General features: G+C 56.5%; 29 protein-coding genes. 25 read left to right on the top strand and 4 right to left on the bottom strand.

Translation table 11 applies throughout. The features are described 5' to 3' along the window. The first annotated feature begins 139 nt into the window (after positions 1-139). Genes QMG27_RS09955 through QMG27_RS09940 form a run of 4 tightly spaced genes read left to right on the top strand, consistent with a single transcriptional unit; the run spans position 140 to position 3,190 of the window. Positions 140-1,153: an RluA family pseudouridine synthase gene (locus tag QMG27_RS09955; protein ID WP_281810912.1), complete on the top strand. Its 1,014-nt coding sequence runs from the start codon at positions 140-142 to the stop codon at positions 1,151-1,153. Next, a complete protein-coding gene (locus QMG27_RS09950; protein ID WP_281810910.1) occupies positions 1,150-1,815 on the top strand; it encodes an HAD-IA family hydrolase in 666 nt (221 codons plus the stop codon). Before QMG27_RS09955 ends, QMG27_RS09950 begins: the two co-directional genes overlap by 4 nt. Before the next feature lie 5 nt (positions 1,816-1,820). Beyond that, positions 1,821-2,204 (top strand): Rieske 2Fe-2S domain-containing protein, encoded by a 384-nt coding sequence (locus tag QMG27_RS09945; RefSeq protein WP_281810908.1) that lies wholly within the window; start codon positions 1,821-1,823, stop codon positions 2,202-2,204. A gap of 17 nt (positions 2,205-2,221) precedes the next feature. After that, positions 2,222-3,190, top strand: a complete 969-nt coding sequence (locus QMG27_RS09940; RefSeq protein WP_281810906.1) for a S49 family peptidase — start codon at positions 2,222-2,224, stop codon at positions 3,188-3,190. Between the two features lie 96 nt (positions 3,191-3,286). On the opposite strand, the gene QMG27_RS09935 is transcribed toward QMG27_RS09940, so the two are convergent. Beyond that, positions 3,287-4,051, bottom strand: a complete 765-nt coding sequence (locus QMG27_RS09935) for an SAM-dependent methyltransferase (RefSeq protein WP_281810904.1) — start codon at positions 4,049-4,051, stop codon at positions 3,287-3,289. Then, positions 4,048-4,665: a Maf family nucleotide pyrophosphatase gene (locus QMG27_RS09930; RefSeq protein WP_281810902.1), complete on the bottom strand. Its 618-nt coding sequence runs from the start codon at positions 4,663-4,665 to the stop codon at positions 4,048-4,050. The genes QMG27_RS09935 and QMG27_RS09930 overlap by 4 nt, the downstream gene beginning before the upstream one ends. A 26-nt stretch (positions 4,666-4,691) precedes the next feature. On the opposite strand from QMG27_RS09930, the gene QMG27_RS09925 reads away from it, so the two are divergent. The 20 genes from QMG27_RS09925 to QMG27_RS09830 all read left to right on the top strand — a co-directional run bounded on the left by QMG27_RS09925 (position 4,692) and on the right by QMG27_RS09830 (position 22,125). Continuing rightward, complete coding sequence (locus QMG27_RS09925) at positions 4,692-5,231, top strand: YceD family protein (protein WP_281810900.1); 540 nt, start codon at positions 4,692-4,694, stop codon at positions 5,229-5,231. 101 nt (positions 5,232-5,332) lie between these two features. Beyond that, entirely contained in the window at positions 5,333-5,515 is a 183-nt protein-coding gene (rpmF, locus tag QMG27_RS09920) for a 50S ribosomal protein L32 (RefSeq protein WP_281810899.1), read from the top strand. 75 nt (positions 5,516-5,590) lie between these two features. Continuing rightward, a complete protein-coding gene (plsX, locus tag QMG27_RS09915; protein WP_281810897.1) occupies positions 5,591-6,622 on the top strand; it encodes a phosphate acyltransferase PlsX in 1,032 nt (343 codons plus the stop codon). A gap of 12 nt (positions 6,623-6,634) precedes the next feature. Continuing rightward, on the top strand, positions 6,635-7,636 hold the full coding sequence (locus QMG27_RS09910; RefSeq protein ID WP_281810895.1) for a beta-ketoacyl-ACP synthase III: 1,002 nt from the start codon (positions 6,635-6,637) through the stop codon (positions 7,634-7,636). 40 nt (positions 7,637-7,676) lie between these two features. Beyond that, positions 7,677-8,627: an ACP S-malonyltransferase gene (gene fabD, locus QMG27_RS09905; RefSeq protein WP_281810893.1), complete on the top strand. Its 951-nt coding sequence runs from the start codon at positions 7,677-7,679 to the stop codon at positions 8,625-8,627. A gap of 11 nt (positions 8,628-8,638) precedes the next feature. Beyond that, positions 8,639-9,382, top strand: a complete 744-nt coding sequence (gene fabG, locus QMG27_RS09900; protein ID WP_281810891.1) for a 3-oxoacyl-ACP reductase FabG — start codon at positions 8,639-8,641, stop codon at positions 9,380-9,382. A gap of 93 nt (positions 9,383-9,475) precedes the next feature. After that, a complete protein-coding gene (acpP, locus tag QMG27_RS09895) occupies positions 9,476-9,715 on the top strand; it encodes an acyl carrier protein (protein WP_281810890.1) in 240 nt (79 codons plus the stop codon). A 19-nt stretch (positions 9,716-9,734) separates the two neighbouring features. Then, the gene (gene fabF, locus QMG27_RS09890) at positions 9,735-10,979 is read left to right on the top strand and encodes a beta-ketoacyl-ACP synthase II (RefSeq protein WP_281810889.1); all 1,245 of its coding nucleotides are present in this window, start codon (positions 9,735-9,737) and stop codon (positions 10,977-10,979) included. Positions 10,980-10,991: 12 nt separating this feature from the next. Then, a complete protein-coding gene (locus QMG27_RS09885) occupies positions 10,992-11,429 on the top strand; it encodes a hypothetical protein (RefSeq protein WP_281810888.1) in 438 nt (145 codons plus the stop codon). A gap of 11 nt (positions 11,430-11,440) precedes the next feature. Continuing rightward, positions 11,441-12,913 carry a DegQ family serine endoprotease gene (locus QMG27_RS09880; RefSeq protein ID WP_281810887.1) on the top strand — a complete coding sequence of 491 codons (1,473 nt, stop codon included), beginning with the start codon at positions 11,441-11,443 and terminating at the stop codon, positions 12,911-12,913. A 436-nt stretch (positions 12,914-13,349) separates the two neighbouring features. After that, positions 13,350-15,158, top strand: a complete 1,809-nt coding sequence (lepA, locus tag QMG27_RS09875) for a translation elongation factor 4 (protein ID WP_281810886.1) — start codon at positions 13,350-13,352, stop codon at positions 15,156-15,158. Beyond that, positions 15,158-16,153 carry a signal peptidase I gene (gene lepB / locus QMG27_RS09870; RefSeq protein ID WP_281810885.1) on the top strand — a complete coding sequence of 332 codons (996 nt, stop codon included), beginning with the start codon at positions 15,158-15,160 and terminating at the stop codon, positions 16,151-16,153. Before lepA ends, lepB begins: the two co-directional genes overlap by 1 nt. Next, complete coding sequence (gene rnc, locus QMG27_RS09865; protein WP_281810884.1) at positions 16,150-16,869, top strand: ribonuclease III; 720 nt, start codon at positions 16,150-16,152, stop codon at positions 16,867-16,869. The genes lepB and rnc overlap by 4 nt, the downstream gene beginning before the upstream one ends. Continuing rightward, positions 16,870-17,877, top strand: coding sequence for a GTPase Era (gene era, locus QMG27_RS09860; protein WP_281810883.1), 1,008 nt, complete (start codon positions 16,870-16,872; stop codon positions 17,875-17,877). A gap of 16 nt (positions 17,878-17,893) precedes the next feature. After that, complete coding sequence (gene recO / locus QMG27_RS09855) at positions 17,894-18,661, top strand: DNA repair protein RecO (protein ID WP_281810882.1); 768 nt, start codon at positions 17,894-17,896, stop codon at positions 18,659-18,661. An 8-nt stretch (positions 18,662-18,669) separates the two neighbouring features. Then, complete coding sequence (locus QMG27_RS09850) at positions 18,670-19,416, top strand: pyridoxine 5'-phosphate synthase (RefSeq protein ID WP_281810881.1); 747 nt, start codon at positions 18,670-18,672, stop codon at positions 19,414-19,416. Beyond that, on the top strand, positions 19,413-19,808 hold the full coding sequence (gene acpS, locus QMG27_RS09845) for a holo-ACP synthase (RefSeq protein ID WP_281810880.1): 396 nt from the start codon (positions 19,413-19,415) through the stop codon (positions 19,806-19,808). The genes QMG27_RS09850 and acpS overlap by 4 nt, the downstream gene beginning before the upstream one ends. A 12-nt stretch (positions 19,809-19,820) precedes the next feature. After that, positions 19,821-20,903 (top strand): beta-N-acetylhexosaminidase, encoded by a 1,083-nt coding sequence (nagZ, locus tag QMG27_RS09840; RefSeq protein ID WP_281810879.1) that lies wholly within the window; start codon positions 19,821-19,823, stop codon positions 20,901-20,903. A gap of 37 nt (positions 20,904-20,940) precedes the next feature. After that, positions 20,941-21,144, top strand: coding sequence for a hypothetical protein (locus tag QMG27_RS09835; RefSeq protein ID WP_281810878.1), 204 nt, complete (start codon positions 20,941-20,943; stop codon positions 21,142-21,144). Between the two features lie 18 nt (positions 21,145-21,162). Continuing rightward, the gene (locus tag QMG27_RS09830; RefSeq protein ID WP_281810877.1) at positions 21,163-22,125 is read left to right on the top strand and encodes a Bug family tripartite tricarboxylate transporter substrate binding protein; all 963 of its coding nucleotides are present in this window, start codon (positions 21,163-21,165) and stop codon (positions 22,123-22,125) included. 16 nt (positions 22,126-22,141) lie between these two features. Here QMG27_RS09830 and QMG27_RS09825 read toward each other — a convergent pair whose 3' ends face one another. Both QMG27_RS09825 and lysS read right to left on the bottom strand, forming a co-directional pair. Continuing rightward, positions 22,142-23,110 carry a tripartite tricarboxylate transporter substrate binding protein gene (locus QMG27_RS09825; protein ID WP_281810876.1) on the bottom strand — a complete coding sequence of 323 codons (969 nt, stop codon included), beginning with the start codon at positions 23,108-23,110 and terminating at the stop codon, positions 22,142-22,144. Between the two features lie 95 nt (positions 23,111-23,205). Further along, positions 23,206-24,747 carry a lysine--tRNA ligase gene (gene lysS / locus QMG27_RS09820; protein WP_281810875.1) on the bottom strand — a complete coding sequence of 514 codons (1,542 nt, stop codon included), beginning with the start codon at positions 24,745-24,747 and terminating at the stop codon, positions 23,206-23,208. Positions 24,748-24,898: 151 nt separating this feature from the next. Between lysS and QMG27_RS09815 the strand changes: the two genes are divergently transcribed. Further along, the gene (locus tag QMG27_RS09815; RefSeq protein ID WP_281810874.1) at positions 24,899-25,765 is read left to right on the top strand and encodes a DMT family transporter; all 867 of its coding nucleotides are present in this window, start codon (positions 24,899-24,901) and stop codon (positions 25,763-25,765) included. Positions 25,766-25,790 lie beyond the last annotated feature (25 nt).

Below are 25,790 nucleotides of genomic sequence, written 5' to 3'. Positions count from 1 at the left end.
CTCAACTTCTGGGGCGAGTGCCACACCGTCTCTTGGGTACGGTGTCTGCGTCTCGAGCACAAAAGGGGCATCGACCTTACCGCGTTCGTCAGTACATGGTCTAATCTGTGTTAAATCAAGCACTTAGAGCAAAACGCTGGTGAATCACATTATAGGGGTTTCAAACCCCACCCCCACCCCCTCGGTCAAAACTCTCACAGTCGATGAAGACTCGGCGGGTCAGCGCCTCGATAACTTTCTGATGCGCCACTTGAAGGGCGTGCCGAAAACCCACGTCTACCGCATCATTCGCTCCGGCGAGGTTCGGGTCAACAAAGGTCGGGCCTCGGCAGAGCAGCGCGTGGAAGCGGGCGATTTGGTGCGTTTGCCGCCCGTGCGCGTGTCCGCCCAAGTGCAGGCCAAAGCCGAAGCACCGGCCCCAGCCCGTGAATTCCCCGTTCTGATGGAAGACGAGGCCTTGATGGCCATCGACAAACCCGCTGGCGTGGCCGTGCACGGCGGCAGTGGTGTGAGCTTTGGCGTGATTGAGCAACTGCGTCGCGCCCGACCTGCTTTGGCCAACCTTGAGTTGGTTCATCGTTTGGACCGCGAAACCTCAGGCGTGCTGTTGGTGGCCAAAAAACGCAGTGCCCTTAAAAACTTGCAAGACCAGTTCCGTGATCGCGAAACGGGCAAAACCTATTTGGCTTTGGTGCTGGGTTTGTGGCCATCGAACAAGAAGGTGATTGACTCGCCTTTGATGAAGTACACCATTCCAAATGGGGTGGGCGAGGGCGAGCGCCGCGTCAAAGTGGTGGGCAAGGACGACCCGAACGGCATGCGCTCCATCACGCTCGTGCGTGTGGCACGCACAGTGGGCCCGTACACGCTGCTGGAAGTGACCATCAAAACGGGCCGCACCCACCAAATTCGCGTGCACTTGGCCAGCCAAGGTCACCCAATTGCGGGTGACGACAAATACGGCGACTTCGAGCACAACAAACTTTTGCAGAAGATGGGACTCAAGCGCATGTTCTTGCATGCGTGGCAGCTCAAGTTCCAGCACCCGCAAAGCCATCGCCCTGTGAGTTTGCAGGCCCCGTTGCCGCCCGAGTTGAAAAGCTTTGTGGACGGCGTGCAACCTCCCATTCATCAACCGCACCTCGACGTATGAGCACACGCCCACGCCAGTTTGATTTGATTGCCTTCGATTGGGACGGCACGCTGTTTGACTCCACGCAAATCATCACCCGTTGCATTCAAGATGCGGTGGTGGATGTGGGTGGCGTCAAGCCCACCCAAGAAGCGGCTTCGTATGTGATTGGCATGGCCCTTATGCCTGCGCTGGCGCATGCCGCGCCCGATGTGCCGCAAGACAAATACCCGCTGTTGGGCGAGCGCTACCGCTTTCACTACATGAAGCACGCCAATGACATCGCCTTGTTTGATGGCGTCTTGCCTTTGCTGGCCGCTTTGCGGGAGCGCCACCACTGGCTGGCCGTGGCCACGGGCAAAAGCCGCCGAGGCTTGGATGACGCTTTGCACACCGCCGAACTCAAAGGCGTGTTCGATGGTTCGCGCACCGCAGACGAAACGGCAGGCAAACCTCACCCACGGATGTTGCACGAGCTGATGCGCGAGTTTGGGGTGGAGCCCGAGCGCACCTTGATGATTGGTGACACCACACACGACCTGCAAATGGCCGTGAATGCAGGCTGCGCCAGCGTGGGTGTGAGCTACGGCGCACACGACCACGGCCAGTTTGAACCCCTGAATCCACGCTTTGTCGCGCACTCTGTGAAGGAGTTGCACGACTGGTTGTTAGCCCACGCTTGACCGCCATGACTGACCTCGCTTCGCCCATCATTCCTCTTTGCAACAGCGCCGATTTGGCTGAAGGTGGCCGCGCTGTGCCGTTTGACGTGGTGTATGCCGGACAAACCTGCCGTGCGTTTGCCATTCGCTTTGAAGGTCAGCCCCACGCCTACCTCAACCGCTGCACCCATGTGGCGATGGAAATGGACTTTCAGCCAGACCAGTTTTTTGATGCCTCAGGACGCTGGCTGCTGTGCGCCACCCACGGTGCCGAGTACGCGCCTGACACGGGTGAGTGTGCAGGTGGGCCTTGCCGAGGGGGCTTGGTCAAAATTGAATTGAGCGAGGCCGATGGCGTTGTCCACTGGCATACTGCGTACAACTTGAAACCTTTCGAATTTCTAGATTAATCTCCAAAATCACTGTCATGTCAGAACATCACGAAAACCATGAAAAACCCAGCCACAAAACGGCTTGGGAGCGCGACACCCTCGAGCGCTTGGCGTTTGCCACGTTGGCCGAGCAACGCGCCAACCGCCGCTGGCGCATCTTTTTCCGCTTTGCATGGTTGGCTTTGATCATCGTGTTGCTGTGGACAGGTGCTCACAAAGGCGGCATGGGTGGCTCTAACCCTAGCCAGCCACATACCGCAGTGGTGGCCATCAAAGGCGAAATCGCCGATGGCGCCGATGCCAGTGCCGAGTGGGTCGTGACCGCTTTGCGAGCCGCGTTTGAAGACGAAGGCTCGCAAGCCGTGGTGTTGCAAATCAATTCACCTGGCGGTAGCCCTGTGCAAGCGGGCATCATCAACGACGAAATCCGTCGCTTGAAAGAAAAGCACAAAAAGCCTGTGTACGCTGTGGTGGAAGAATCATGCGCCTCAGCGGCGTATTACATCGCTGTAGCCGCCGACGAAATTTATGTGGACAAGGCCAGCATCGTGGGCAGCATTGGTGTGCTGATGGACGGTTTTGGCTTCACCGGTTTGATGGACAAGCTCGGCGTGGAACGCCGCTTGATGACCGCTGGCGTAAACAAAGGTTTCTTGGACCCGTTCAGCCCGCAAACCAAACCCCAGCGTGCTCACGCGCAAACGTTGTTAGACCAAATTCACAAGCAGTTCATTCAGGTGGTGCGCGATGGACGCGGCAAGCGTTTGAAAGAAACGCCAGAGTTGTTCAGCGGTTTGTTCTGGAGCGGTGAGCAAGCGGTGGAACTTGGTTTGGCTGACGGCTTGGGTAACCTTGACTATGTGGCCCGCGAAATTGTGAAAGCCGAAGACGTGATTGACTACACCCGTCACGAAAACGTGGCCGAGCGTTTGGCCAAGCGCTTTGGCGCGGCAATGGGCGAGGGGGCGGTGCGTGCGTTACAAACGATGCCTCAAGTTCGCTGATTTGCTTTGATATTTCAGAGATGGCTAGCGACTTTCACGCATGGCTGCAACAGAAAAAGGCTCCGAAAGGAGCCTTTTTCATGGTGCCTGTGCGCGTTATTTGCCAATCAAAAACACGGTTGGCTCTCCTGAGATTTGCACCTTGCTTGCACTGCGCCAGGCTTGCACAGTTTTGCAGTGCACTTGCATGCTGGCCAGGGTCAAGCCGCTGGCGCGTGCCAACCGGGTGTTGCCTTGCAGGCCATTCACCAGCGCGTCCCACAGGGCTTGGTTTCGGTAGGGTGTTTCAATGAACAGTTGGGTTTGCCCGTGTTTGGCTGCGAGGTTTTCTAACTCGCGCAAGCGCTGCGTGCGGGCTGCAGCGTCTTGCGGCAAGTAGCCCACAAACGCAAAGTTTTGACCGTTCAAACCGCTGGCCGCCAAGGCCAGTAGCAACGACACAGGCCCGATCAAAGGCACGACACGAATCCCTAGTTCGTGCGCAGCACGAACCACCGACGAACCGGGGTCAGCCACGGCAGGCATGCCCGCTTCGCTGACCAAGCCCACATCGTGACCCGCCAATGCAGCCTTGAGCAGGGGTTTGGCGTCAAAGCCACTGGTGTGATCGCCTTTTTTGTGAACCTCGCGTGGCAGCTCGGTGATGGTGTTTTCTTGAATCGTTTTGGCAAGCGGAACTTGGGCGTCGACGCGCTTTAAAAACGCGCGGGTGCTTTTGGCGTTTTCCGTGATCCAGTGGGTCACGCCCGCAGCCACGCGCAAAGTCTCTTGCGGCAGCACATCGGTGATGGGCGCTTGGGTGTCGCAGCCAAAGTCCAGTGGGGTGGGGACGAGGTAGAGGGTGCCTTTGTTCGCGGTCATTTTTGCAAAGCTCCCAGCAAGTCAACGCCAGCGGCGCGTAGCAAGCGGGCGGTGCGAATCATGGGCAGGCCAATGAGGGCGGTGGGGTCGTCGTTGTCGATGGCGTCGAGCAGGGCAATGCCTAGTCCTTCGCTTTTGGCGCTGCCAGCGCAGTCGTACGGTTCTTCGGCGCGAAGGTAGGCTTCGATTTCGGCATCGCTCAAGTCGCGAAAGCGCACTTTGATTTGCGCGAGTTCAGTTTGCGCAAAGCCGCTGGCTTGGCACACCACGGACACGGCGGTTTGAAACACCACGGTTTGGCCGCGCATTTTTTGCAGTTGCAGTACGGCGCGTTCGTGGGTGCCGGGTTTGCCCAGTGGCTCGCCGTTCAAATCGGCGACTTGGTCGGAGCCAATCACCACGGCGTTGGGGTGCTGTGCCGCCACAGCTTGCGCTTTGGCCAAAGCGAGGCGCATGGCCAAGTCGCTTGGGGCTTCGTGGGGGTGGGGGGTTTCGTCCACTTCGGGGCTGACCACGTCAAATGGCACACGCAGGCGTTGTAGCAGTTCGCGGCGGTATTTCGAGGTGGAGCCCAAAATGAGGGGGCGTGAGATGACGTGGGAGGCTTGGGACATGGGTGGATTCTCTTACACTGCCGCACATGCAAAAACCAAAGAACCTCCGAAGCCTTGATGTCAAAGCCTTTGCCAAAGCGCAAATGCGTCTTGAGGGCGAAACTCCCGTGGTTGAGTTTGAGCGCTTGGCTGAAGACTGTGTGGGCGATGTGACAGGCCAAGTTATTTGGTCCGTTGAAGGGGCCGTGCAACCAGATGCCAGTGGTAAAGATGCGATTTGGCTCCATCTGGAAGCCAAAGCCAACGTGCCGCTGACCTGTCAGCGTTGCTTGCACCCCGTGCCGGTCGAGTTGCTGATCGAGCAAGATTTCCGTTTCGTGGCCGATGAGGCCACGGCGGTGGCCGAAGATGATGAGTCCGAAGAGGATTTGTTGGTGTTAGAAGATCACTTCGATGTGTTGGCCTTGATCGAAGATGAGTTGTTGATGGCTTTGCCGTTGGTGCCCATGCATCCGACTTGTCTGAGTGAGCAGGCGCCAACTTCAAAAGAGGAAGAGGCCATCTTGGCTGAAGCCAAACCCAACCCATTTGCCGTGCTGGCATCGCTCAAAACACGTAAGCACTAAGAGCGGGTGAGTTGGGCTATAATCTTAGGCTTCGTGTCACGCTGACCCTGAGTTGGTTTGTGGCCCAACGGTTAACCCATATTTAGTTTCAGGAGCCAATCATGGCTGTTCAGCAAAACAAAAAATCTCCTTCCAAGCGCGGCATGCACAACTCTCACGCAGCGTTGACAGCTCCCGGTACAGCCGTTGAGCCAACAACTGGTGAAGTTCACTTGCGTCATCACATCAGCCCCAACGGTTTTTACCGTGGTCGCAAAGTGTTGAAGACCAAGTCTGAAGCCTAATTACTTCATACCTCATTGGCCCGTGGCTGTCTTTGGCGCCTCGGGCTTTTGTTTTTTTGACGAGAAGAAACCTGCATGACCACTCTGGCTGTTGATTGCATGGGTGGCGACCATGGCCCGCGTGTCACGCTGGTGGCCTGTCGCCGTTTCTTAGACACGCACCCAGACGCCAAGCTTTTGTTGGTTGGCCTGCCCGATGCGCTATCGTCTTTCTCGCATCCCCGTGCTCAAGTAGTCGCAGCTTCCGAAGTGGTGGCTATGGATGACCCCATCGAAGTCGCCTTGCGCCGCAAAAAAGACTCGTCCATGCGTGTGGCGATTGAACAAGTCAAGACAGGTGCTGCTCAAGCGGTGGTATCTGCTGGCAACACGGGTGCATTAATGGCGATCGCACGCTATCTTCTAAAAACTATTGACGGTATCGATCGTCCAGCTATTGCGGGCCGCATGCCCGACTTCAAAGGCGGCGGCACAACCATGCTCGATTTGGGTGCCAATGTGGATTGCACGCCGCAGCATTTGTTGCAATTTGCGGTCATGGGCTCAGCCTTGGTGTCAGTGCTCGACAACATCGAAAGCCCCACGGTTGGCCTGTTGAACATTGGCGAAGAAGATATCAAAGGCAACGAAGTCATCAAAAAAACAGGTGAACTGCTGCGAACTGCTGCGAACTCCGGTGATTTGAACTTCTTTGGGAATGTGGAAGGTACAGACATTTACCAAGGCACGGTCAATTTGATTGTGTGCGATGGCTTTGTCGGCAATGTGGCCTTGAAAGCCAGCGAGGGCCTGGCGCATAAGATCAGTGAAACGCTTAAAAATTCGTTTACACACAATATCTTTACGAAAATTGCAGCCATCTTTGCTTATCCTGTTCTTTCTGACTTTAAGGATAAGGTGGATCACCGTCGCTACAACGGTGCTGCGCTGCTGGGTCTCAATGGCATTGTTTTTAAGAGCCATGGATCAGCCGATGATGTGGCCTTTGGTACTGCTTTGAACCGCGCGTATGATGCAGCCCACCATAACTTGCTCGAACGTGTGCGTTCTCGCATTGCCCATGCGGCTCCTTTGTTAGCCCTAGGACAATCAGACGCCTCGGCCTGAGCCTCCTGATTAATGACCCTTTTCTCCCGAATCACTGGCACTGGTAGTTTTCTTCCTCCTCGCCGGTTGACCAACGCAGACTTGGTTGCGGAACTGGCCACACTGGGTGTGGAAAGCTCTGACGAATGGATTGTTGAGCGCACAGGCATCCGTGCCCGCCACTTTGCTGGCGCTGACGTGAGCAGCAGCGACTTGGCCTTTGAAGCTTGCAAGCAAGCTTTAGACGCAGCTGGTCGTCGCCCCCAAGACATTGACCTCATCATCGTGGCCACGTCCACGCCCGATATGGTGTTTCCCTCTACTGCCGCTATCTTGCAGCACAAGCTGGCGCAGTTGGACGAAGACGCGGCCGGTATTGCTGGCGCTCCCGCGTTTGACGTGCAAGCAGTGTGCAGCGGCTTTATTTATGCACTGACCGTGGCTGACGCCATGATTCGTGCGGGCAACGTCAAACGTGCGTTGGTGGTGGGTTCAGAACTTTTCTCGCGTTTGCTCAATTTCCAAGACCGCACGACTTGTGTGTTGTTTGGTGATGGTGCGGGTGCTGTGGTGCTTGAGGCTTCTGAAACGCCCGGCGTGTTGGCCACTGACATCCATGCCGATGGCAAACATGTGGGCATCTTGTGCGTGCCCGGCCATGTGAAAAACGGTGAAATTTTGGGTACGCCCATGTTGCAAATGGACGGTCAAGCCGTGTTCAAGCTGGCCGTAGGCTTGCTCGAAGGTGCTGCCCGCAATGTGCTCGATAAAGCTGGCTTGCAAGACAGCGACATTGATTGGTTGATTCCGCACCAAGCCAATATCCGCATCATCCAAAGCACGGCTAAAAAGCTCAAGCTCTCCATGGACAAGGTGGTGTTGACGGTGCACGACCACGGCAACACGTCTGCAGCGTCCATTCCTTTGGCATTGGACAAAGCAGTGCGCTCCGGCCAAGTGAAGAAAGGTCAAAACCTCATGCTCGAAGGCGTGGGTGGTGGCTTCACTTGGGGTGCTGTTCTCGTCAAGCTGTAAGCCTGCGCAAGGCTTGCAGTGACAAACTTCTAAACACGTTATGACTTCATTTGCATTTGTATTTCCAGGTCAAGGCTCGCAATCCGTCGGCATGCTTGACGCTTGGGGCGATAACCCTGTGGTTGCCCAAACTTTGGCCGAGGCGTCTGACGCCATGGGCGAAGACATTGGCAAGCTCATTCACGAAGGCCCTAAAGAAGCTCTGGCTTTGACGACCAACACTCAGCCCGTCATGTTGGTGGCTGCTGTGGCCGCTTACCGCGTGTGGTTGTCCGAAGGCGGTGCCAAGCCTGCAGTGGTGGCGGGGCACTCTTTGGGTGAGTACTCAGCTTTGGTCGCTTCTGGCGTATTGACGCTGGCTCAAGCAGCGCCGCTGGTGCGTTTCCGCGCCCAAGCCATGCAAGAAGCGGTGCCCGTGGGCACAGGTGCCATGGCCGCTATTCTTGGCTTGCCTGCTGACAAAGTGATTGCCGGTTGCGCCGAGGCGCAAGCCACGTTTGGCGCAGGTTCTGCTGAAGTGGTGGAGGCTGTGAACTTCAACGACCCCGGCCAAACCGTGATTGCAGGCAGCAAAGCGGCGGTTGAAAAAGCCTGTGAAGTGCTCAAAGCCAATGGTGCGAAACGCGCCTTGCCTTTGCCCGTGTCTGCGCCTTTCCACTCCAGCTTGATGAAGCCTGCGGCGGAACGCCTGAAAGAAAAACTGGCAGCCACCACATTTGCCGCTGCGCAGATTCCCGTGGTCAACAACATTGACGTGACGGTGGAAACTGATGCTGACCGCATTCGCGATGCGCTGTATCGCCAAGCCTTTGGCCCTGTGCGTTGGGTCGAATGTGTGGGCGCGATCAAAGCCCGTGGTGTGACCACTTTGGTCGAGTGCGGCCCAGGCAAGGTGTTGGCTGGCATGGCCAAGCGCATTGACGCTGAGCTCAATGGTTTGCCTTTATTCGATCCCGCTTCTTTGGCCGAAGTCAAAGCGGCTCTGGCCTGATAGGAAACAAGATGTCTGAAAACAAACAACACGTGGCCTTGGTGACCGGCGCTTCGCGCGGCATCGGTGCTTCGATTGCCCAGCAACTCGCCAACGAAGGCTACCTCGTCATTGGTACGGCTACATCGGATGATGGCGCAGCCAAAATTTCTCAAGCCTTGTCTGCCCACGCAGGTTGCCGTGGTGCGAACTTGAATGTGAATGACGGCGCGGCTGTGGAAGCCTTGATTGATCAAATCGTCAAAGACCACGGCGCATTGCATGTGTTGGTCAACAACGCTGGCATCACCCGCGACACCTTGGCCATGCGCATGAAAGATGACGACTGGGACGCTGTGCTCGACACCAACCTCAAAGCCGTGTTCCGCGTGTCGCGCGCTGTGATTCGTCCCATGATGAAGCAACGCTATGGCCGCATCATCAGCATCACCAGCGTGGTGGGCGCATCGGGTAACCCTGGTCAAGCCAACTACGCAGCGGCCAAAGCTGGCGTGGCCGGCATGACCCGCGCTTTGGCGCGTGAGCTGGGCAGCCGTGGCATCACCGTCAACTGCGTGGCCCCAGGCTTCATCGAAACCGACATGACCGCCGCATTGCCAGAAGAGCAACAAAAAGCTTTGCTGGGTCAAATTCCATTGGGCCACTTGGGTAAGCCCTCTGATGTGGCGCATGCCGTGGCTTACTTGGCAGGCGAAAAAGCCAGCTATGTGACGGGACAAGAATTGCACGTCAATGGCGGTATGTTCATGGCGTAAAGCCATTGAAATAGTAGCCTGCGAACAAAATCAATACGGTTAGGTTGTCCGGTTAAAATAACAACCTTATTTAACAACCCTTAGAGGGAATCCATGAGCGATATCGAAACACGTGTCAAAAAAATCATTGCTGAACAACTCGGCGTTGAAGAGTCCCAAGTGACCAATGAAAAAGCCTTCGTGGCTGATTTGGGCGCTGACTCCCTGGACACAGTGGAATTGGTGATGGCGTTGGAAGACGAGTTTGGCATCGAGATCCCAGACGAAGACGCTGAAAAAATCAACACCGTGCAAAACGCGATCGACTACGCGTTGGCCCACAAAAAAGCCTAATTAAGCTAGGAAATTTCGCATGAGCCGTCGTCGCGTTGTCGTGACCGGCCTTGGCTGTATCAGCCCCGTGGGTAACACGGTTGATACCGCTTGGGCCAATCTTTTGGCTGGTAAATCTGGCATTGCCAACATCACGCGTTTCGACGCGTCTGGCATCAATTGTCACTTTGCCGGTGAAGTCAAAGATTTAGACCTTGACCAATACATCGCCCCGAAAGAGGCGCGTGCCATGGACAAGTTCATTCATTACGGCATTGCTGCGGCGGTGCAAGCGGTCCAAGACTCAGGTCTCGCCACTGGCGAGGCCTTGAGCGAAGAAGAAGCGACGCGCATTGGCGTCGTGATTGGCTCTGGCATTGGCGGCTTGCCGCTCATCGAAGACATGCACAGCGAATACCTGAATAAGGGTGCGCGTCGCATTTCCCCATTCTTTGTGCCAGCGTCCATCATCAACATGATTTCTGGTCACGTGTCCATGCGTTACGGCTTTAAGGGCCCTAACTTGGCCGTGGTCACAGCCTGTACCACAGGCTTGCACAGCATCGGCGAAGCCGGTCGTCACATTGAGTACGGCGATGCCGACGTGATGATTGCAGGCGGCGCTGAATCCTGCATGTCGCCATTGGGCGTGGGTGGCTTTGCCTCCATGCGCGCTTTGTCGACCCGCAATGACGACCCCGCTACTGCTTCACGCCCTTGGGACAAAGACCGCGACGGTTTTGTGCTGGGCGAGGGCGCAGGTGTGTTGGTGCTCGAAGAGTACGAACACGCCAAAAAACGCGGCGCCAAAATTTACGCCGAATTGGGTGGCTATGGCTTGAGCGCTGACGCGGGCCACATGACAGCCCCCAACATGGACGGCCCACGTCGCGCCATGTTGAGCGCCCTGCGCAACGCTGGCGTGAGCCCTGATCAAGTGGATTACTTGAATGCCCACGGCACTTCCACCCCATTGGGTGATGTGAACGAAACCAACGCCATCAAGGCTGCCTTGGGCGATCACGCCAAGAAGACCGTGGTGAATTCCACCAAGTCGATGACGGGCCACTTGTTGGGTGGTGCTGGCGGTATCGAAAGCGTGTTCACGGCGCTGGCCGTTTACCACCAAAAGAGCCCACCCACCATCAACATCTTCAACCAAGACCCCGAGTGCGACTTGGATTACTGCGCCAATACTGCGCGCGATATGAAGATCGACGTGGCTTTGAAGAACAACTTTGGCTTCGGCGGCACCAACGGTGCCTTGGTATTCAAACGCGTTTAAGGTCTTAGCCTCATGCACAACGCCCCATCGGTGTCTTATCCGGTGGGGCGTTGTGCTTTTCAGTGTTGGCTTTACGCTGGGTTGACTGTGCTGACGTCAGCGGTGTTGTGGGCTTGGGCGTTGAACCTTGGCTTGTCATGGGTTTGGTGTATCGCCGCAAGTGCAACTGCAGCTGGTGTGTGGCAAGGTTGGCGCGCGCTGAAGGCGCTAGGCGTGCTCACTTGGGATGGGCAGGTGTGGTGCTTGCATGACCAAGGTGCTAACCATGAAGACGCCTTGGGTGAAGTTCATGTGATGTGGGATGTACAAAAAGCCTTGCTTTTGCGATGGCTGCCCGCATCTGACACACTGCACGCCAAGCCACAGTGGTTGTGGTTGGGTATGCATGACTCTGACAACCATTGGCAAAATTTACGTCGCGCTGTGTATCAACGCGGTGCTATGCGATGAAGGAAAGAAAAATGACACGTCCGTTGGCAATGAAACGTTCGATCTCTATCGGTTTGTTGTGCGCCTCTTTGTGGAGCGTTGGCTTGCAGCTGGTTGTCGTGCAACCTGCTGCTGCGCAAGTGGTGAAGGGTTTGCCCGATTTCACAGAGTTGGTCGAACAAGTGGGGCCTTCTGTGGTGAACATTCGCACGCTAGAGAAAGCAGCTGCGCGCGAGGTGCAAGGCAACGAACCCGATGCCGAGATGCAAGAGTTCTTTCGTCGATTCTTTGGTGTGCCGCTGCCGACGCCCAATATGCCTCGACAGCAACGCCCTAACCGTGGTCAGCCAGAAGAGGCTCAGCCCAAAGGTGTGGGGTCCGGCTTCATCTTGTCTGCAGACGGTTTTGTGATGACCAATGCACACGTGGTGGATGGTGCGGACCAAGTGGTGGTCACCTTGCCAGACAAGCGTGAATTCAAAGCCCGTATCGTGGGTTCAGACAAGCGAACCGATGTGGCTGTGGTGAAGATCGATGCCACAGGCTTGCCCGCAGTGAAGGTTGGCGATGTGAGCCGACTCAAAGTGGGCGAGTGGGTCATGGCGATTGGGTCGCCGTTTGGTCTTGATAACTCTGTGACGGCAGGCATCGTGAGTGCCAAGCAGCGTGATACGGGTGACTACTTGCCGTTCATTCAAACCGATGTGGCGATCAACCCTGGCAACTCTGGTGGCCCACTCATCAACATGCGTGGCGAGGTGGTAGGCATCAACAGTCAAATTTATTCGCGCTCAGGTGGTTTCATGGGCATCTCATTTGCCATCCCGATTGACGAAGCGGTGCGCGTGAGCGAGCAACTGCGTGCCACAGGCAAGGTGCAACGCGGGCGCTTGGGGGTGCAAATTGACCAAGTCAGCAAAGAAGTGGCTGAGTCTTTAGGTTTGTCCAAGGCGCAAGGGGCCTTGGTGCGTGGTGTTGAGCAGGGCTCGCCTGCAGAGAAGGCAGGCTTAGAGCCGGGTGACATCATCTTGAAGTTTGAAGGTAAGACCATTGAGAAGTCGAGCGACTTGCCACGGATGGTGGGCAATACCAAACCAGGTACACGTAGCGCTATTCAAGTGTGGCGTCGTGGCAGTGTCAAAGAGATGCACATCACGGTGGGTGAGTTCGAATCGGAGAAGCCAGTCAAAAAAGCATCTGCTCCCGACAAGTCATCCTCTGACGCAGTCGCCAAGGTGCTGGGCTTGACCGTCAGTGAGTTAACCGATGCGCAGAAAAAAGAACTCAAATTGCGCGGTGGTGTGCGCGTGGATGCAGTCGCTGAGCCTGCATCTCGTGCTGGCATCCAAGAAGGCGATGTGATTTTGGCGTTGGCTAATATCGAAACACCCAATGTGCAAGTGCTAGAGACGCTGACGGCGAAATTGGATCGCAGCAAGCCTGTGAGTTTGTTGGTGCGTCGCGGTGAGTGGGCGCAATACACGGTGATTCGACCTGCGCGTTAAACCCCTTTGTGGAAGTCGGGAATCTGGGGCTTGAAAAATATTTCTCAAGTTGGCGCTTGCTAACTTAAGAAATGTGTTCAAGCCCTTTTTGTATAGAATCGGGGGGTTGAATGCGTTTTTGCGATATATCGCAAGCCAAAAACTCCACGATACGGGATTGGTTGCTCAACTCCACAGGTGCTCCACAGATCGCCCACAAGTTGTCCCATAACCCCTTTGTCAAATTGTTAATAAGTTGTGGATAGATTCATGTTGCGAACCCGCAACGAGGCCGTGGTTGCGTTTAGATCACTGTGCAATTCGGGGTTTTTGCCTACAATGAACTCCCAACTTATGCAGTTGCCATTGCTTGTTGGTTCTGGGCGCGTCAGCAGATGACGCGCCCTTTTTTCTTGGCGCTGCCCCTTTGAATTCAATCACTTAAGTGCTCCCGTTGATGAACAACATCAGAAACTTTTCAATCATTGCCCACATCGATCACGGCAAATCAACGCTCGCAGATCGCTTGATTCAACGTTGCGGCGGACTAGAAGAGCGCGACATGGAAGCGCAAGTTCTCGACTCGATGGACATCGAGAAAGAGCGTGGGATAACTATCAAGGCGCAGACCGCTGCGCTGCAATACAAAGCGAAAGATGGACAGGTCTACAACCTGAATTTGATCGACACACCGGGGCATGTGGACTTCTCCTACGAGGTGTCGCGTTCGCTCTCAGCATGTGAAGGTGCGTTGTTGGTGGTCGATGCGTCGCAAGGTGTGGAAGCGCAAACGGTTGCGAACTGCTACACCGCACTCGACCTCGGTGTGGAAGTGGTGCCTGTGCTCAACAAAATGGATTTGCCCAACGCAGATCCAGACAATGCCAAAGCCGAAGTGGAAGACGTGATTGGCATTGATGCCACCGATGCAATTCCTTGCTCCGCCAAAACAGGCATGGGCATTGAAGAAATCTTAGAAGCCGTTGTGGCCAAAGTGCCGCCCCCCAAAGGCAACAAAGATGCACCGTTGCGCGCCATGATCATTGACAGCTGGTTCGACAGTTACGTCGGCGTGGTGATGTTGGTGCGCGTGGTCGATGGGCGTTTGGCCAAAGGCGAACGCTTCAAGATGATGGCGACCAATGCCGTCTATAACGCCGATAACTTGGGTGTGTTTACCCCCGCCAACGAGCCACGTCAGTCGCTCGAAGCCGGTCAAGTGGGCTACATCATTGCTGGCATCAAAGAACTGCAAGCGGCCAAAGTGGGCGACACCATCACTTTGGAAAAGAAGCTGCCTAACAACCTGGGCCCTGCCGAAGAAGCGTTGCCTGGCTTTAAAGAAATTCAGCCCCAAGTGTTTGCTGGGTTGTACCCCACCGAAGCGAATCAATACGACGGCCTGCGCGACGCGCTGGAAAAACTCAAACTCAATGACGCCTCGTTGCAATACGAGCCAGAAGTGTCGCAAGCCTTGGGCTTTGGTTTCCGTTGCGGCTTCTTGGGGCTCTTGCACATGGAAATCGTGCAAGAGCGCTTGGAGCGCGAGTTTGACCAAGACTTGATCACGACTGCGCCGAGCGTGGTGTACCAAGTGGTCATGCCCGGTGATGAAGTGATCATGGTGGAAAACCCATCCAAGATGCCTGACCAAGGCAAGCTGCACGAAATTCGCGAGCCCATCGTGACCGTGCACTTGTACATGCCGCAAGACTATGTGGGCCCCGTGATGACGCTAGCCAACCAAAAGCGTGGTGTGCAAATCAATATGGCCTACCACGGTCGTCAGGTCATGCTGACCTACGAGATGCCGCTGGGCGAGATCGTGCTCGACTTCTTTGACAAGCTCAAATCGGTGTCACGCGGCTATGCCTCGATGGACTATGAGTTCAAAGAGTACCGCGCGTCTGACGTGGTGAAGGTTGACATCTTGCTCAACGGCGAGAAGGTGGATGCTTTGTCCATCATCGTGCACCGCTCACAGTCTCAGTACCGTGGCCGCGCGGTAGTGGCCAAGATGCGCGAGATCATCAGCCGTCAGATGTATGACGTGGCCATTCAAGCCGCCATCGGCTCCAACATCATTGCGCGCGAAACCATCAAGGCTCTGCGCAAGAACGTGCTGGCAAAATGCTACGGGGGTGACATCACCCGTAAACGCAAACTGCTTGAGAAGCAAAAAGCAGGTAAGAAACGCATGAAGCAAATTGGCTCGGTGGAAGTGCCGCAAGAAGCCTTCTTGGCTATTTTGCAAGTGGAGGAATGATGGCAACGTTGACCGCATTTGTGCTGGCCGCCTTTGTGGGCTACGCCGGTTTTTGGTATGTGGGCATGATCGAAGGCAACTTTGCCTTGCTCATGTTCATGGCCACCGTGGTGACTGGTATTTACTGGTTGGCCGAGCAGTTCTACTTCTTGCCACAACGCAAAGCTGCGGCTGACGCGCTGCAAGCCCAAGCCGATAAACGCACAGCAGAGTTGCATGCACAAGGTATCACCCAAACCGATGTGAATGTGGCTGAAGCCAAAGAACGTTTGTACATGCAGCCTTGGTGGCTGGATTGGACAGCGGGCTTGTTCCCCGTCATCGCCGTGGTGTTTGTGCTGCGCTCGTTTTTATTTGAGCCGTTCAAAATTCCATCGGGTTCGATGATCCCCACCTTGCTGGTAGGCGACTTGATCTTGGTGAACAAATACCACTACGGCGTGCGCTTGCCTGTTCTCAATATCAAACTCACTGAGGGCAACCCAGTGCAGCGCGGCGACGTGATGGTGTTTCGTTACCCCCCCAAACCTAGCTTGGACTACATCAAGCGTGTTGTAGGCGTTCCCGGTGATGAAGTGGCTTACTTGAACAAGCAGCTCACCATCAATGGGCAACCCGTGGCTAAGACGCCGCGCACCGATTTCTTCGATCAAGACAGCATGCGTTACATCACCCAGTTTGAAGAAAAGTTGCCTCTGGGCAGCAAGCCAACTGAGATGACTGGCATGCGTACGCATAACGTGTTGAACGACAAAGATCGCCCTGCATTCATTCCAGGTGCTGATGACTTTGTGTTCAAAGACAACTGTCGCTACACCGTCGAGGGTGTGACCTGCACAGTGCCAGAAGGTCACTACTTCATGATGGGCGACAACCGCGATAACTCACTCGACTCGCGCTACTGGGGCTTCGTACCAGAGAAAAACATCGTGGGCAAAGCCTTCTTTGTCTGGATGAACTTTGGCAGCCTCTCGCGCATCGGCGCATTTCAATGACATCACGCGCACGCACAGTCCGTCCGAGCCTGTCTCAACAACAAATCATTGAGACACTCCAAGCCCGCTTGGAATACACGTTTCAAAACCCTGCGTTGCTCACGCAGGCCTTGACGCACCGCAGCTTCAGCGCTGACCACTACGAACGCTTGGAGTTTTTGGGCGACTCAGTGCTCAACTTGGCGATTGCCAACTTGCTCTACAAACGGTTGAACACCTTGCCCGAGGGCGACCTCTCACGCGTGCGCGCCAACTTGGTCAAGCAAGATACCTTGCACCACTTGGCTGTCGAGTTGGGCTTGTCGGGCATCTTGCGCTTGGGCGAGGGCGAAATGAACTCTGGTGGCCAAAAGCGCCCCTCCATCTTGGCCGATGCCTTAGAGGCCGTGTTGGGTGCGGTGTACCTCGATGCGGGTTACGCCACGGCTGACGCGTTGGTTCAACGCATTTTTGCCAAGGTTGAAATCAACCCTGAAATGCAAGCGGTTGGCAAAGACGCCAAAACCGAATTGCAAGAATGGCTGCAAGCACGCAAGTTCAAGCTGCCCATTTACCGAGTGGTGGGCACTTTGGGTGCCGCGCACAAACAAACGTTTGATGTGGAATGTGAAGTTCCAGAACTGGCCCGCTGCGAGCGTGGCATTGGCGGCTCGCGCCGCGCCGGAGAGCAAGCCGCCGCAGCAGCCATGCTCCAAGTGATTAAAGAACTCAAATAAATGGCTTCCTCTGACAACAAACCACAAACCCTGCAAGACATCGACGCCATGCTCGCTGCCAGCAAAGGCAACCGTGTCGTCGCTAGCCAAGCCGTGGTAGCACCTGCGGACCAGCGCTGCGGCCTGATTGCCATCGTGGGCAAGCCTAACGTGGGCAAGTCCACCTTGCTCAATGCCTTGGTCGGCCAAAAAATCAGCATCACCTCACGCAAAGCGCAAACCACGCGGCATCGCATCACGGGCATGCATACGCAAGGTGCATCGCAATATGTGTTTGTGGACACACCCGGTTTTCAAACCATCCACGGCAATGCCTTGAATAAGTCGCTCAACAAAGCCGTGCAAGGGGCAGTGGGCGATGTGGACGTGGTGTTCTTGGTGGTCGAGGCGGGCAGCTTCACGCCCGCTGACGAGAAAGTGTTGTCTTTGTTGGCCAAAGGCATCCCCACGATCTTGATTGCCAACAAGCTCGACTCGATGAAAAACCGTGACGAGATCATGCAGTGGTTGCAATCCATGCAAGACCGTCACCCCTTTGCTGAGATCGTGCCCATGTCGGCAAAGAACGACAAAGACGTGCAGCGCCTCTTGGGCATCGCCGAAAAATACCTGCCCGAGCAAGCGTGGATGTACGCCGCTGACGAGCTGACCGACCGCAGCGAAAAGTTCATGGCTGCTGAAATGGTGCGCGAAAAATTGTTCCGCCTCACCGGTGACGAATTGCCCTACACATCGACCGTCGTGATCGACAAATTCGAAGAAGAAAAAGGCAAAACCAAAGGCGTCAAACGCATGGTGCGTATTGCCGCCACCATCGTGGTCGAGCGCGAAGGCCACAAAGCCATGGTCATTGGTGACAAGGGCGAGCGCTTGAAGCGCATGGGCATGGAAGCGCGCACCGAGCTCGAAAAAATCTACGATGCCAAGGTGTTTTTAGAGCTGTGGGTCAAAGTGCGCTCGGGTTGGGCCGACGATGCAGCGCGGGTGCGTAGCTTTGGCTACGAATAAGTCCAGCACCTTCACGATGTCGCGGGGCATTCCCCGCATTCAGGACGAGCCTGCGTTCGTGGTGCACCGCTACGACTGGAGCGAGTCCAGCCTGATTTTGGAAACCTTCACCCGCCACTTTGGTCGGGTGGCCTTGGTGGCCAAAGGCGCTAAAAAACCTACCTCTAACTTTCGCCCCGTGTTGCTGCCTTTGCAGCCGCTGCACGTCAGCTATTCGGGCGATGCCGAAATTCGCACTTTGAAGGGCGCTGAATGGGTGGGTGGTCACATCATGCCCACGGGTGAGGCGCTGCTGTCGGGCTACTACATCAACGAGTTGCTGCTGCGCCTGCTGGCGCGTGACGACCCGCACCCTGGCTTGTTCGACCTGTACCGCCAAGTGGTGCAGGTGCTGGCCTCTGGCCATGAGGGCACGATTGCCCCTGCGCTGCGTGCCTTTGAGCTGCTGCTGTTGCGCGACATTGGCTTTTTGCCCGAGCTCAATGCGCAAACCCTTACTCTCAGCCCTTTGCAGCCCGATGCCTTGTATGTGCTGGTGGCCGAAGGTGGCCTGCGCACCCACAACGCGCAAGACCGCACAGGCCTAGCCGGTAGCGTGTGGCTGCAGCTGCATGACAGCCTCTCTACAGACGCACCATTCACCGCCACGCTGCGTTTGTGTGCCGAGATGCCCCCAGAGCAACGCAACGCCTTGCAGGGTCAGCTACGCGCCTTGCTGCACTACCATTGCGGGGTCAACACACTGCGCACACGCCAGATGATGATTGACATGCAATCGCTTTGAACCACGTCATGTCTGAACACACCCACACCGCGCTGTCCGTCAACCTCAATAAAGTGGCCTTGGTGCGTAACACGCGCCATTTGGGCATTCCCAGCGTCACGCGTGCGGCCACGCTGTGCCTAGAGGCGGGCGCTGCGGGCATCACCGTGCACCCGCGCCCTGATGAGCGCCACATCCGCGCCGGCGATGTGCATGATCTGGCGGCCTTGCTCAAAGCGTGGCCTGACCGCGAGTTCAACATTGAAGGTAACCCGTTTCACAACCTCATGGACTTTGTGCGCCAAGTACGCCCCCATCAGGTGACCTTTGTGCCCGATAGCGAAGGCCAGTTCACCAGCGACCACGGCTGGACGTTTCCGCAAGATGCCGAACGCTTGAAGCCCCTGATTGCCGAAGCCAAAGCCTTGGGTGCGCGCGTGAGTCTCTTTATGGATCCGATCCCAGAAGCGATGGCTGCCGCCAAAGCAGTAGGCGCTGATCGTGTGGAGCTGTACACCGAGACCTATGCCTCGGCCTATGGCACACCCAAACAAACCGAGGTGCTGGCTGCCTTCAAAGCCACCGCCGAAGCGGCTTTGGCAGTGGGCCTTGGCATCAACGCCGGCCACGACTTGAACCGCGACAACCTGCACACCTTCCTCACCACCGTGCCCGGTGTGCAAGAGGTGTCGATTGGCCATGCCCTCATCGCCGATGCGCTGGAGATGGGCTACACAGAAACTGTTCGCGCCTACAACGCGTGCATGCCTGCATGATTTACGGCATCGGCACAGACATTTGCGACATTCGCCGCATTCGTGCGTCTTTGGAAAAGCACGGCGAACGCTTTGCGCAAAAAGTGCTGAGTGATGCCGAAATGCAAACCTATCGCGCCCGCAGCGAGCGCTGGCCCGAGCGCGGTGTGCGCTATGTGGCCACACGCTTTTCGGCCAAAGAGGCGTTCAGCAAAGCCATTGGCATGGGCATGCGCATGCCGATGACCTGGCGCTTGTGCGAAGTGGCCAAGCTGCCCAGCGGCCAGCCCACCCTCGTGCTGCACGGCGTGCTCAAAGAATGGTTTGAAGCCAAAGGCCTCACCGCCCATGTGAGCGTGAGCGATGAAAGCGACTATGCCACCAGCTACGTGGTGGTTGAAACAAAGAACTGAAATACACACGATATGTCCCACCACGCCCCTCTTATCTTGGACGTTGCAGGCACCACGCTCACGGCGGTGGACCGTCAACGTCTCAAACACCCGCTGGTAGGCGGCGTGATTTTGTTTGGCCGCAACTGGGCCAACCGCCAACAGCTCACCCAGCTATGCGCCGACATCAAAGCCGTGCGCTCTGACTTGCTCATTTGCGTAGACCACGAAGGCGGGCGCGTGCAGCGCTTTCGCAACGATGGTTTCACGCACATCCCACCCATGCGCGCCTTGGGCGAGTTGTGGATGAAAGACAAAAAAGGCCAGCCTGGCAGCGGGGCCATGGCCGCGATGGACGCCGCCACGGCCAGTGGCTACGTGCTCGCCAGCGAGCTGCGTGCCTGCGGTGTGGACTTCAGCTTCACCCCCGTGCTCGACCTCGATCACGGCGAAAGCGGCGTGATTGGTGATCGCTCATTCCACCGCGACCCCCGCGTGGCGACCGCGCTGGCTAAGAGCGTCATGCATGGTTTGTTGCAAGCGGGCATGGCCAATTGCGGCAAACACTTTCCCGGCCACGGCTTTGTCAAAGCCGATTCGCATGTAGACATTCCTGTGGACAAGCGCAGCCTCAAGGCCGTGCTCAACGACTGCGCCTTGCCTTACCAATGGCTCACCACCACGCTCACCAGCGTGATGCCCGCTCACGTCATCTACCCCAAGGTCGATGCACTGCCCGCAGGCTTCTCGCCGCGCTGGTTGCAAGACATCTTGCGTGGTCGGTTGCATTTCAACGGTGCGATCTTCAGCGACGATTTGTCGATGGAAGGCGCACGTCGCATCGAAGGCCGCTCGGTCAGCTTTGCCGAGGCTGCAGTGGCCGCACTCAATGCAGGCTGCGACCTTGTGCTCTTGTGCAACCAAAGCATTGGCGATGGCCATGCGGTGGACGAGATGCTCGAAGGCCTGACCGAACGCCTCGTTAAAAACCAATGGCATGCCAGTGACGCGAGCGAACAACGCCGTCGCGCACTGCTGCCCAAAACTTCGCCGCTAGCTTGGGACGCGCTGATGACTCACCCCGCATATTTGCGGGCTTTGGACTTGTTGCCTTAAACCGCACACACGTCCACCACTTTTCACGAAAGCCGCAATGGCAACGCCCAACTACAACTACGAAAAACGTCAACGCGAATTAGCCAAAAAAAAGAAAAAAGAAGAAAAGCTGCGCGAACGTGATGCGCGCAAAAATTCGCCTGATGGCGAGTTCGGCCAAAATCCAAGTATGGACCTTGAGCCAGACCACACCCAAAGCCCAGATGGCGAAGCTCCAGTAGCTAGCCCAACCCAAACTTGATCTTTTAGGAGTTCAGCCATGTTTCCTTCCCGTCGTCACTTTGCCCTCTTAGCCTTGGTCCTGAGCTGCGGCTTAGCTTCTGCACAAAACGCAAAACCCATCAAGCTGATGGTTGGTTTCCCCCCAGGTGGCGGCACCGATGCGGTGGCGCGCATCTTGGCTGACAAACTCAAAGACGAGTTGGGGGCCCCAGTGGTGGTGGAGAACAAACCAGGTGCGGGCGGCCAGTTGGCAGCACAGGCTTTGAAGGCAGCGCCTGCAGATGGCACTGTGTTGTTCCTCTCGCATGACCACACCATTTCCATCTTGCCTTTGGTGGTTAAGAACCCAGGCTACGAGCCCGCGAAAGACTTTGCCCCTGTGGCGGGTTTTGCCACCTTTGTGAACGCCTACGCTGTGTCGGGCGGCACACCTGCCAAAACGTTCAGCGAATACGTGGCATGGGTGAAAGCCCAAGGCGGCAAAGGTTCAGTGGGTATTCCTGCACCAGCTTCCACGCCAGAGTTTTTGGTGAAAGTGGTGGGTGACAAGTTCAAGCTCGATTTGGTCTCTGCACCGTATCGCGGCAGCGCACCCATGATGGCCGACATGTTGGGTAATCAAATCGCTGCTGGTGTGGGCTCTGTGCCAGACTTCATCGAGAACCACAAGGCAGGTAAGGTGCGTGTGGTGGCGGTATTGGGCGCTAAGCGTCAAGCGGCATTGCCTGATGTGCCTACCTTTGCCGAGCTGGGTCTGAGCGGCTTAGAGGACATGCCTTACTACGGCATCTTCGCGCCCACCGGCACACCACAAGCCACCATCAACCACTTTGGCTCAGCCTTGTCCAAAGTGTTGGCCATGTCTGATGTGCATGAGCAGCTCACCAAAATGGGCTTGACCGTGGGCTACATGAACTCACATCAGTTGGAGCAGCGCGAACGTGCATACACACAAGTGTGGACCAAGCTCATCAAGAGCAGCGGTTTTCAGCCTCAGTAAATCTGCCTTATGCTGATCAGTCCAGCTTCGCGCCGGACGCTTTTGCAACTGCCGCCCAGCGCGGCAGTTCTGCATTTAAAAACTTCGCAAATGCCTCGTGACCTAAGAAAGCAGGGTCTGCGCCTTGCGTCACCATTTTGTTGCGCACCTCCGGTGTGTTCAGCACTTGTTGGAATGCGTTGCTGAGCTTGGCTACCACATCGGGTGGTGTGCCTGCAGGCGCTAAGAAGCCATAAAAGCCCACCACGTCAAAGTTGGGCACGCCAGACTCGATCACCGTGGGTATATCGGGTAGGGCGGGGTTGCGCTCTTTGCTGGTCACGGCCAAGGCCTTGACCTTGCCTTGTTTGTGATAGTTTGCTGCTTGCGGAATGGACTCGGCCATGAACTGCACTTGCCCCGCCATCAAGTCGGTGAACGCAGGTGCACTGCCACGATAGGGAATGTGCACCATGAACAAACCCGTGGCTGTTTTGAACATCTCAGGCACCAAGTGGCTGATGCCGCCATTGCCCGCCGAGCCGTAGTTGATTTGCCCAGGCTTGGCGCGTGCGTAGCTGATGAATTCTTTGAGGTTGTTCACAGGCACGTTAGGGTTGACCAACAGGGCCAACGGTTGCATGGCGGTGCGTGCCACGGGCACAAAGTCTTTCAGCGTGCCATAAGGCAACTTGCTGTACAGCGCAGGGTTGATCACCATGACGCCCGTGTTGGCCAACATGAGGGTGTAGCCATCGGGTGCGGCTTTCATCACGTCTTGCGCGCCCACTGTGCCGCCTGCACCGCTCTTGTAGTCAATGATGATGGGTTGGCCTAGCACCTGTTGCAAACGCTCGCTCAGCAGCCGTGCATGCTGGTCTAAGGGGCCACCCGCTGGGAAACCAATTACCACGCGAATGGGTTTGGTTGGAAATGTGGTTTGTGCGGTCGCTAAGCCGGAGCTGGCAATGAGCAACCAGGACAGGAAGATGCGAGAGAGTTTCATCAGTGTGTGTGTGTTCGTGAGAAATTGCCACAAGCATAAACAAAAACGCCTCCTAGTGAATTCACTAGGAGGCGTTGGAAGCTAGGGCTACTTGTTTAAGCTTCGCGGCGCAAAGCAGGGAACAGAATGACGTCGCGGATGCTGGGGCTGTCGGTTAGCAACATCATCAAGCGGTCAATACCAATGCCGCAGCCGCCGGTGGGTGGCATGCCGTATTCGAGGGCGCGCACAAAGTCATGGTCGTAGAACATGGCTTCGTCGTCGCCGCTGTCTTTGGCTTCGACTTGGGCGTGGAAACGCGCCGCTTGGTCTTCGGCGTCGTTCAACTCGCTAAAGCCGTTGCCGAACTCGCGGCCAGTGATGTAGAGCTCAAAGCGCTCAGTCACATCGGGCTTGCTGTCGCTGGCGCGGGCCAAAGGTGAAATCTCGACGGGATGTTCGCAGATGAAGGTGGGCTGCCACAGCTTTTCTTCCACGGTTTCTTCAAAGTACATCACTTGCAAGCTGGCCAAGCTGCGTGTGCTGAGTTTGTCTTTCTCTTCTTTGAAACCGAGTTTTTGCAAGGCGTTGATCAACCAAGTGGCGTTGTCCACGTTGTCGCCCGCTTCGGTGTGCTTCAGAATAGCTTCACGGATGGTCAAGCGCTCAAACGGCTGGCTCAAGTCCACTGGCTTGCCGCCGTAGGTGAGCAGCGTAGTACCAGCCGCCTTCATGGCGGCGTCGCGCACCAGCTCTTCGGTGAAGTGCATCAGGTCTTGGTAGTTCCAATACGCGGCGTAGAACTCCATCATGGTGAACTCGGGGTTGTGACGCACCGAGATACCTTCGTTGCGGAAGTTGCGGTTGATCTCAAACACGCGCTCAAAGCCGCCCACGATCAAGCGTTTCAAGTACAACTCTGGCGCAATACGCAGGTACATCTCTTGGTCGAGCGCGTTGTGGTGGGTGATGAAGGGCTTGGCGTTGGCGCCGCCGGGGATGGGGTGCAGCATGGGCGTTTCAACTTCGAGGAAGTTGTGTTGCACCATGAACTCGCGAATGCCGCTGACTGCTTTGCTGCGTGCCATGAAGCGTTTGCGTGCGGTCTCGTCCGTTATCAAATCGACGTAGCGTTGGCGGTATTTGATCTCTTGGTCAGCCACGCCGTGGAACTTATCGGGCATGGGGCGCAGGCTCTTGGTCAGCATGCGGATGCTGGTGGCGTGGATCGACAGTTCGCCTGTGCGGGTTTTGAACAGCCTGCCTTCGCATGCCACGATGTCGCCCAAATCCCAGTGTTTGAAATCGGCGTAGAGGTCTTCGCTCACGTCATCGCGTGTCACGTAAATCTGAATGCGGCCTGTGCTGTCTTGCAGTGTGGCAAAGCTGGCCTTGCCCATCACGCGCTTGAGCATCATGCGGCCCGCCACTTTGGCGAACTGGCCTTCTTCGGTCAACACCTCGGCGGTCTTGTCGCCATGCAACTCGTGCAAGGTGGCTGCGTGGTGCGCGGGTTTGAAATCGTTGGGGAAGGCAACGCCTTGGCCCGCAGCTTGACGCTCGCGCATGACCTTGAGTTTTTCGCGGCGCTCGGCAATGAGTTGGTTTTCGTCGACGGGAGCGGCTTCGGGCGTGGCGGGGGTGTTGTTGTTAGACATCTAAAGAGGCGTGAGTAGGGAGAGGGGCTGCCTCCAACGTGAAAAGCAGCAAACCGCTTATTTTAAGTGGAAGCCCTAGCTGTTTATGGCCTGTAGGCAGTGCCGCACGTACTACCCTTGAGCGGTTCGACAGCTACACCAATTCAATCTCATGCTTTCTCGTTTCACATTGCTGCGTACCGCTTGCCTCACCCTCGTGACGATGATCGCCTTCGCCGGCAATTCGGTGCTCTGCCGCATGGCGTTGAAGCACACCACGATTGATGCGGCCACGTTTACATCGATCCGCTTGGTGTCGGGTGCGGTGGTGCTTGGGTTGATCGTTCGCTTTGCGCCTGCGGGACGCGCGGGCGCTGGCAATTGGTGGTCGGCGCTGGCTTTGTTTGTGTATGCGGCGGGGTTTTCGTTGGCGTATGTCAGTCTCAGTGCGGCCACGGGGGCATTGCTGTTGTTTGGCTCTGTGCAGGCCACGATGATTGGCCGTGGCATTTGGCAGGGTGAGCGTTTGGCGCGTTTGCAGTGGCTGGGCCTTGTGCTGGCGCTGGCGGGTTTGGTGGGATTGATGCTGCCGGGTTTGGCCGCGCCCCCATTGCTGGGTGCCGCGCTGATGGTGTTGGCCGGTGCAGCGTGGGGCGAGTATTCGTTGCGCGGCAAAGGCGCGGGTGACCCAACGCTGGTCACAGCGGGTAACTTTTGGCGTGCGGCGGTGCTGGCTTTGGCGCTGAGTGCAGTGATGCAAGTCAGCGCAGTTTTAGATGCAAGCTGGGATGCCGAAGGCTTGGTTTATGCCGTGGCCTCGGGCGCGGTCACATCGGGCCTTGGCTACGCGCTTTGGTATTCGGTACTGCCCGCGTTGAAGGCTACGCAAGCCGCCACGATTCAACTGAGCGTGCCCGTGATCGCTGCTTTGGGTGGGGTTGTTTTGCTGGGCGAGGTGATGAATGAGCAGTTTGTGTTGGCCTCGGTGGCCACGCTCGGCGGGATTGCGCTGGTGATTTGGGGCAAGCGCTCAAGTTAAAGCCCCCAAGAAAAAAGCCACCGCT

It is taken from the genome of Limnohabitans sp. MORI2, assembly GCF_027925025.1.
Lineage (GTDB): Bacteria > Pseudomonadota > Gammaproteobacteria > Burkholderiales > Burkholderiaceae_C > Limnohabitans.
This window is presented reverse-complemented; position numbering and strand designations above follow the sequence as displayed.

What these genes read in the sequence shown, in the direction of transcription:
- QMG27_RS09950 (WP_281810910.1), top strand. Translation starts at nt 1,150, where the DNA reads ATGAGCACACGCCCACGCCAGTTTGATTTGATTGCCTTCGATTGGGAC.
- QMG27_RS09945 (WP_281810908.1), top strand. Translation starts at nt 1,821, where the DNA reads ATGACTGACCTCGCTTCGCCCATCATTCCTCTTTGCAACAGCGCCGAT.
- QMG27_RS09940 (WP_281810906.1), top strand. Translation starts at nt 2,222, where the DNA reads ATGTCAGAACATCACGAAAACCATGAAAAACCCAGCCACAAAACGGCT.
- QMG27_RS09935 (WP_281810904.1), bottom strand. Translation starts at nt 4,051, where the DNA reads ATGACCGCGAACAAAGGCACCCTCTACCTCGTCCCCACCCCACTGGAC.
- QMG27_RS09930 (WP_281810902.1), bottom strand. Translation starts at nt 4,665, where the DNA reads ATGTCCCAAGCCTCCCACGTCATCTCACGCCCCCTCATTTTGGGCTCC.
- QMG27_RS09925 (WP_281810900.1), top strand. Translation starts at nt 4,692, where the DNA reads ATGCAAAAACCAAAGAACCTCCGAAGCCTTGATGTCAAAGCCTTTGCC.
- rpmF (WP_281810899.1), top strand. Translation starts at nt 5,333, where the DNA reads ATGGCTGTTCAGCAAAACAAAAAATCTCCTTCCAAGCGCGGCATGCAC.
- plsX (WP_281810897.1), top strand. Translation starts at nt 5,591, where the DNA reads ATGACCACTCTGGCTGTTGATTGCATGGGTGGCGACCATGGCCCGCGT.
- QMG27_RS09910 (WP_281810895.1), top strand. Translation starts at nt 6,635, where the DNA reads ATGACCCTTTTCTCCCGAATCACTGGCACTGGTAGTTTTCTTCCTCCT.
- fabD (WP_281810893.1), top strand. Translation starts at nt 7,677, where the DNA reads ATGACTTCATTTGCATTTGTATTTCCAGGTCAAGGCTCGCAATCCGTC.
- fabG (WP_281810891.1), top strand. Translation starts at nt 8,639, where the DNA reads ATGTCTGAAAACAAACAACACGTGGCCTTGGTGACCGGCGCTTCGCGC.
- acpP (WP_281810890.1), top strand. Translation starts at nt 9,476, where the DNA reads ATGAGCGATATCGAAACACGTGTCAAAAAAATCATTGCTGAACAACTC.
- fabF (WP_281810889.1), top strand. Translation starts at nt 9,735, where the DNA reads ATGAGCCGTCGTCGCGTTGTCGTGACCGGCCTTGGCTGTATCAGCCCC.
- QMG27_RS09885 (WP_281810888.1), top strand. Translation starts at nt 10,992, where the DNA reads ATGCACAACGCCCCATCGGTGTCTTATCCGGTGGGGCGTTGTGCTTTT.
- QMG27_RS09880 (WP_281810887.1), top strand. Translation starts at nt 11,441, where the DNA reads ATGACACGTCCGTTGGCAATGAAACGTTCGATCTCTATCGGTTTGTTG.
- lepA (WP_281810886.1), top strand. Translation starts at nt 13,350, where the DNA reads ATGAACAACATCAGAAACTTTTCAATCATTGCCCACATCGATCACGGC.
- lepB (WP_281810885.1), top strand. Translation starts at nt 15,158, where the DNA reads ATGGCAACGTTGACCGCATTTGTGCTGGCCGCCTTTGTGGGCTACGCC.
- rnc (WP_281810884.1), top strand. Translation starts at nt 16,150, where the DNA reads ATGACATCACGCGCACGCACAGTCCGTCCGAGCCTGTCTCAACAACAA.
- era (WP_281810883.1), top strand. Translation starts at nt 16,870, where the DNA reads ATGGCTTCCTCTGACAACAAACCACAAACCCTGCAAGACATCGACGCC.
- recO (WP_281810882.1), top strand. Translation starts at nt 17,894, where the DNA reads ATGTCGCGGGGCATTCCCCGCATTCAGGACGAGCCTGCGTTCGTGGTG.
- QMG27_RS09850 (WP_281810881.1), top strand. Translation starts at nt 18,670, where the DNA reads ATGTCTGAACACACCCACACCGCGCTGTCCGTCAACCTCAATAAAGTG.
- acpS (WP_281810880.1), top strand. Translation starts at nt 19,413, where the DNA reads ATGATTTACGGCATCGGCACAGACATTTGCGACATTCGCCGCATTCGT.
- nagZ (WP_281810879.1), top strand. Translation starts at nt 19,821, where the DNA reads ATGTCCCACCACGCCCCTCTTATCTTGGACGTTGCAGGCACCACGCTC.
- QMG27_RS09835 (WP_281810878.1), top strand. Translation starts at nt 20,941, where the DNA reads ATGGCAACGCCCAACTACAACTACGAAAAACGTCAACGCGAATTAGCC.
- QMG27_RS09830 (WP_281810877.1), top strand. Translation starts at nt 21,163, where the DNA reads ATGTTTCCTTCCCGTCGTCACTTTGCCCTCTTAGCCTTGGTCCTGAGC.
- QMG27_RS09825 (WP_281810876.1), bottom strand. Translation starts at nt 23,110, where the DNA reads ATGAAACTCTCTCGCATCTTCCTGTCCTGGTTGCTCATTGCCAGCTCC.
- lysS (WP_281810875.1), bottom strand. Translation starts at nt 24,747, where the DNA reads ATGTCTAACAACAACACCCCCGCCACGCCCGAAGCCGCTCCCGTCGAC.
- QMG27_RS09815 (WP_281810874.1), top strand. Translation starts at nt 24,899, where the DNA reads ATGCTTTCTCGTTTCACATTGCTGCGTACCGCTTGCCTCACCCTCGTG.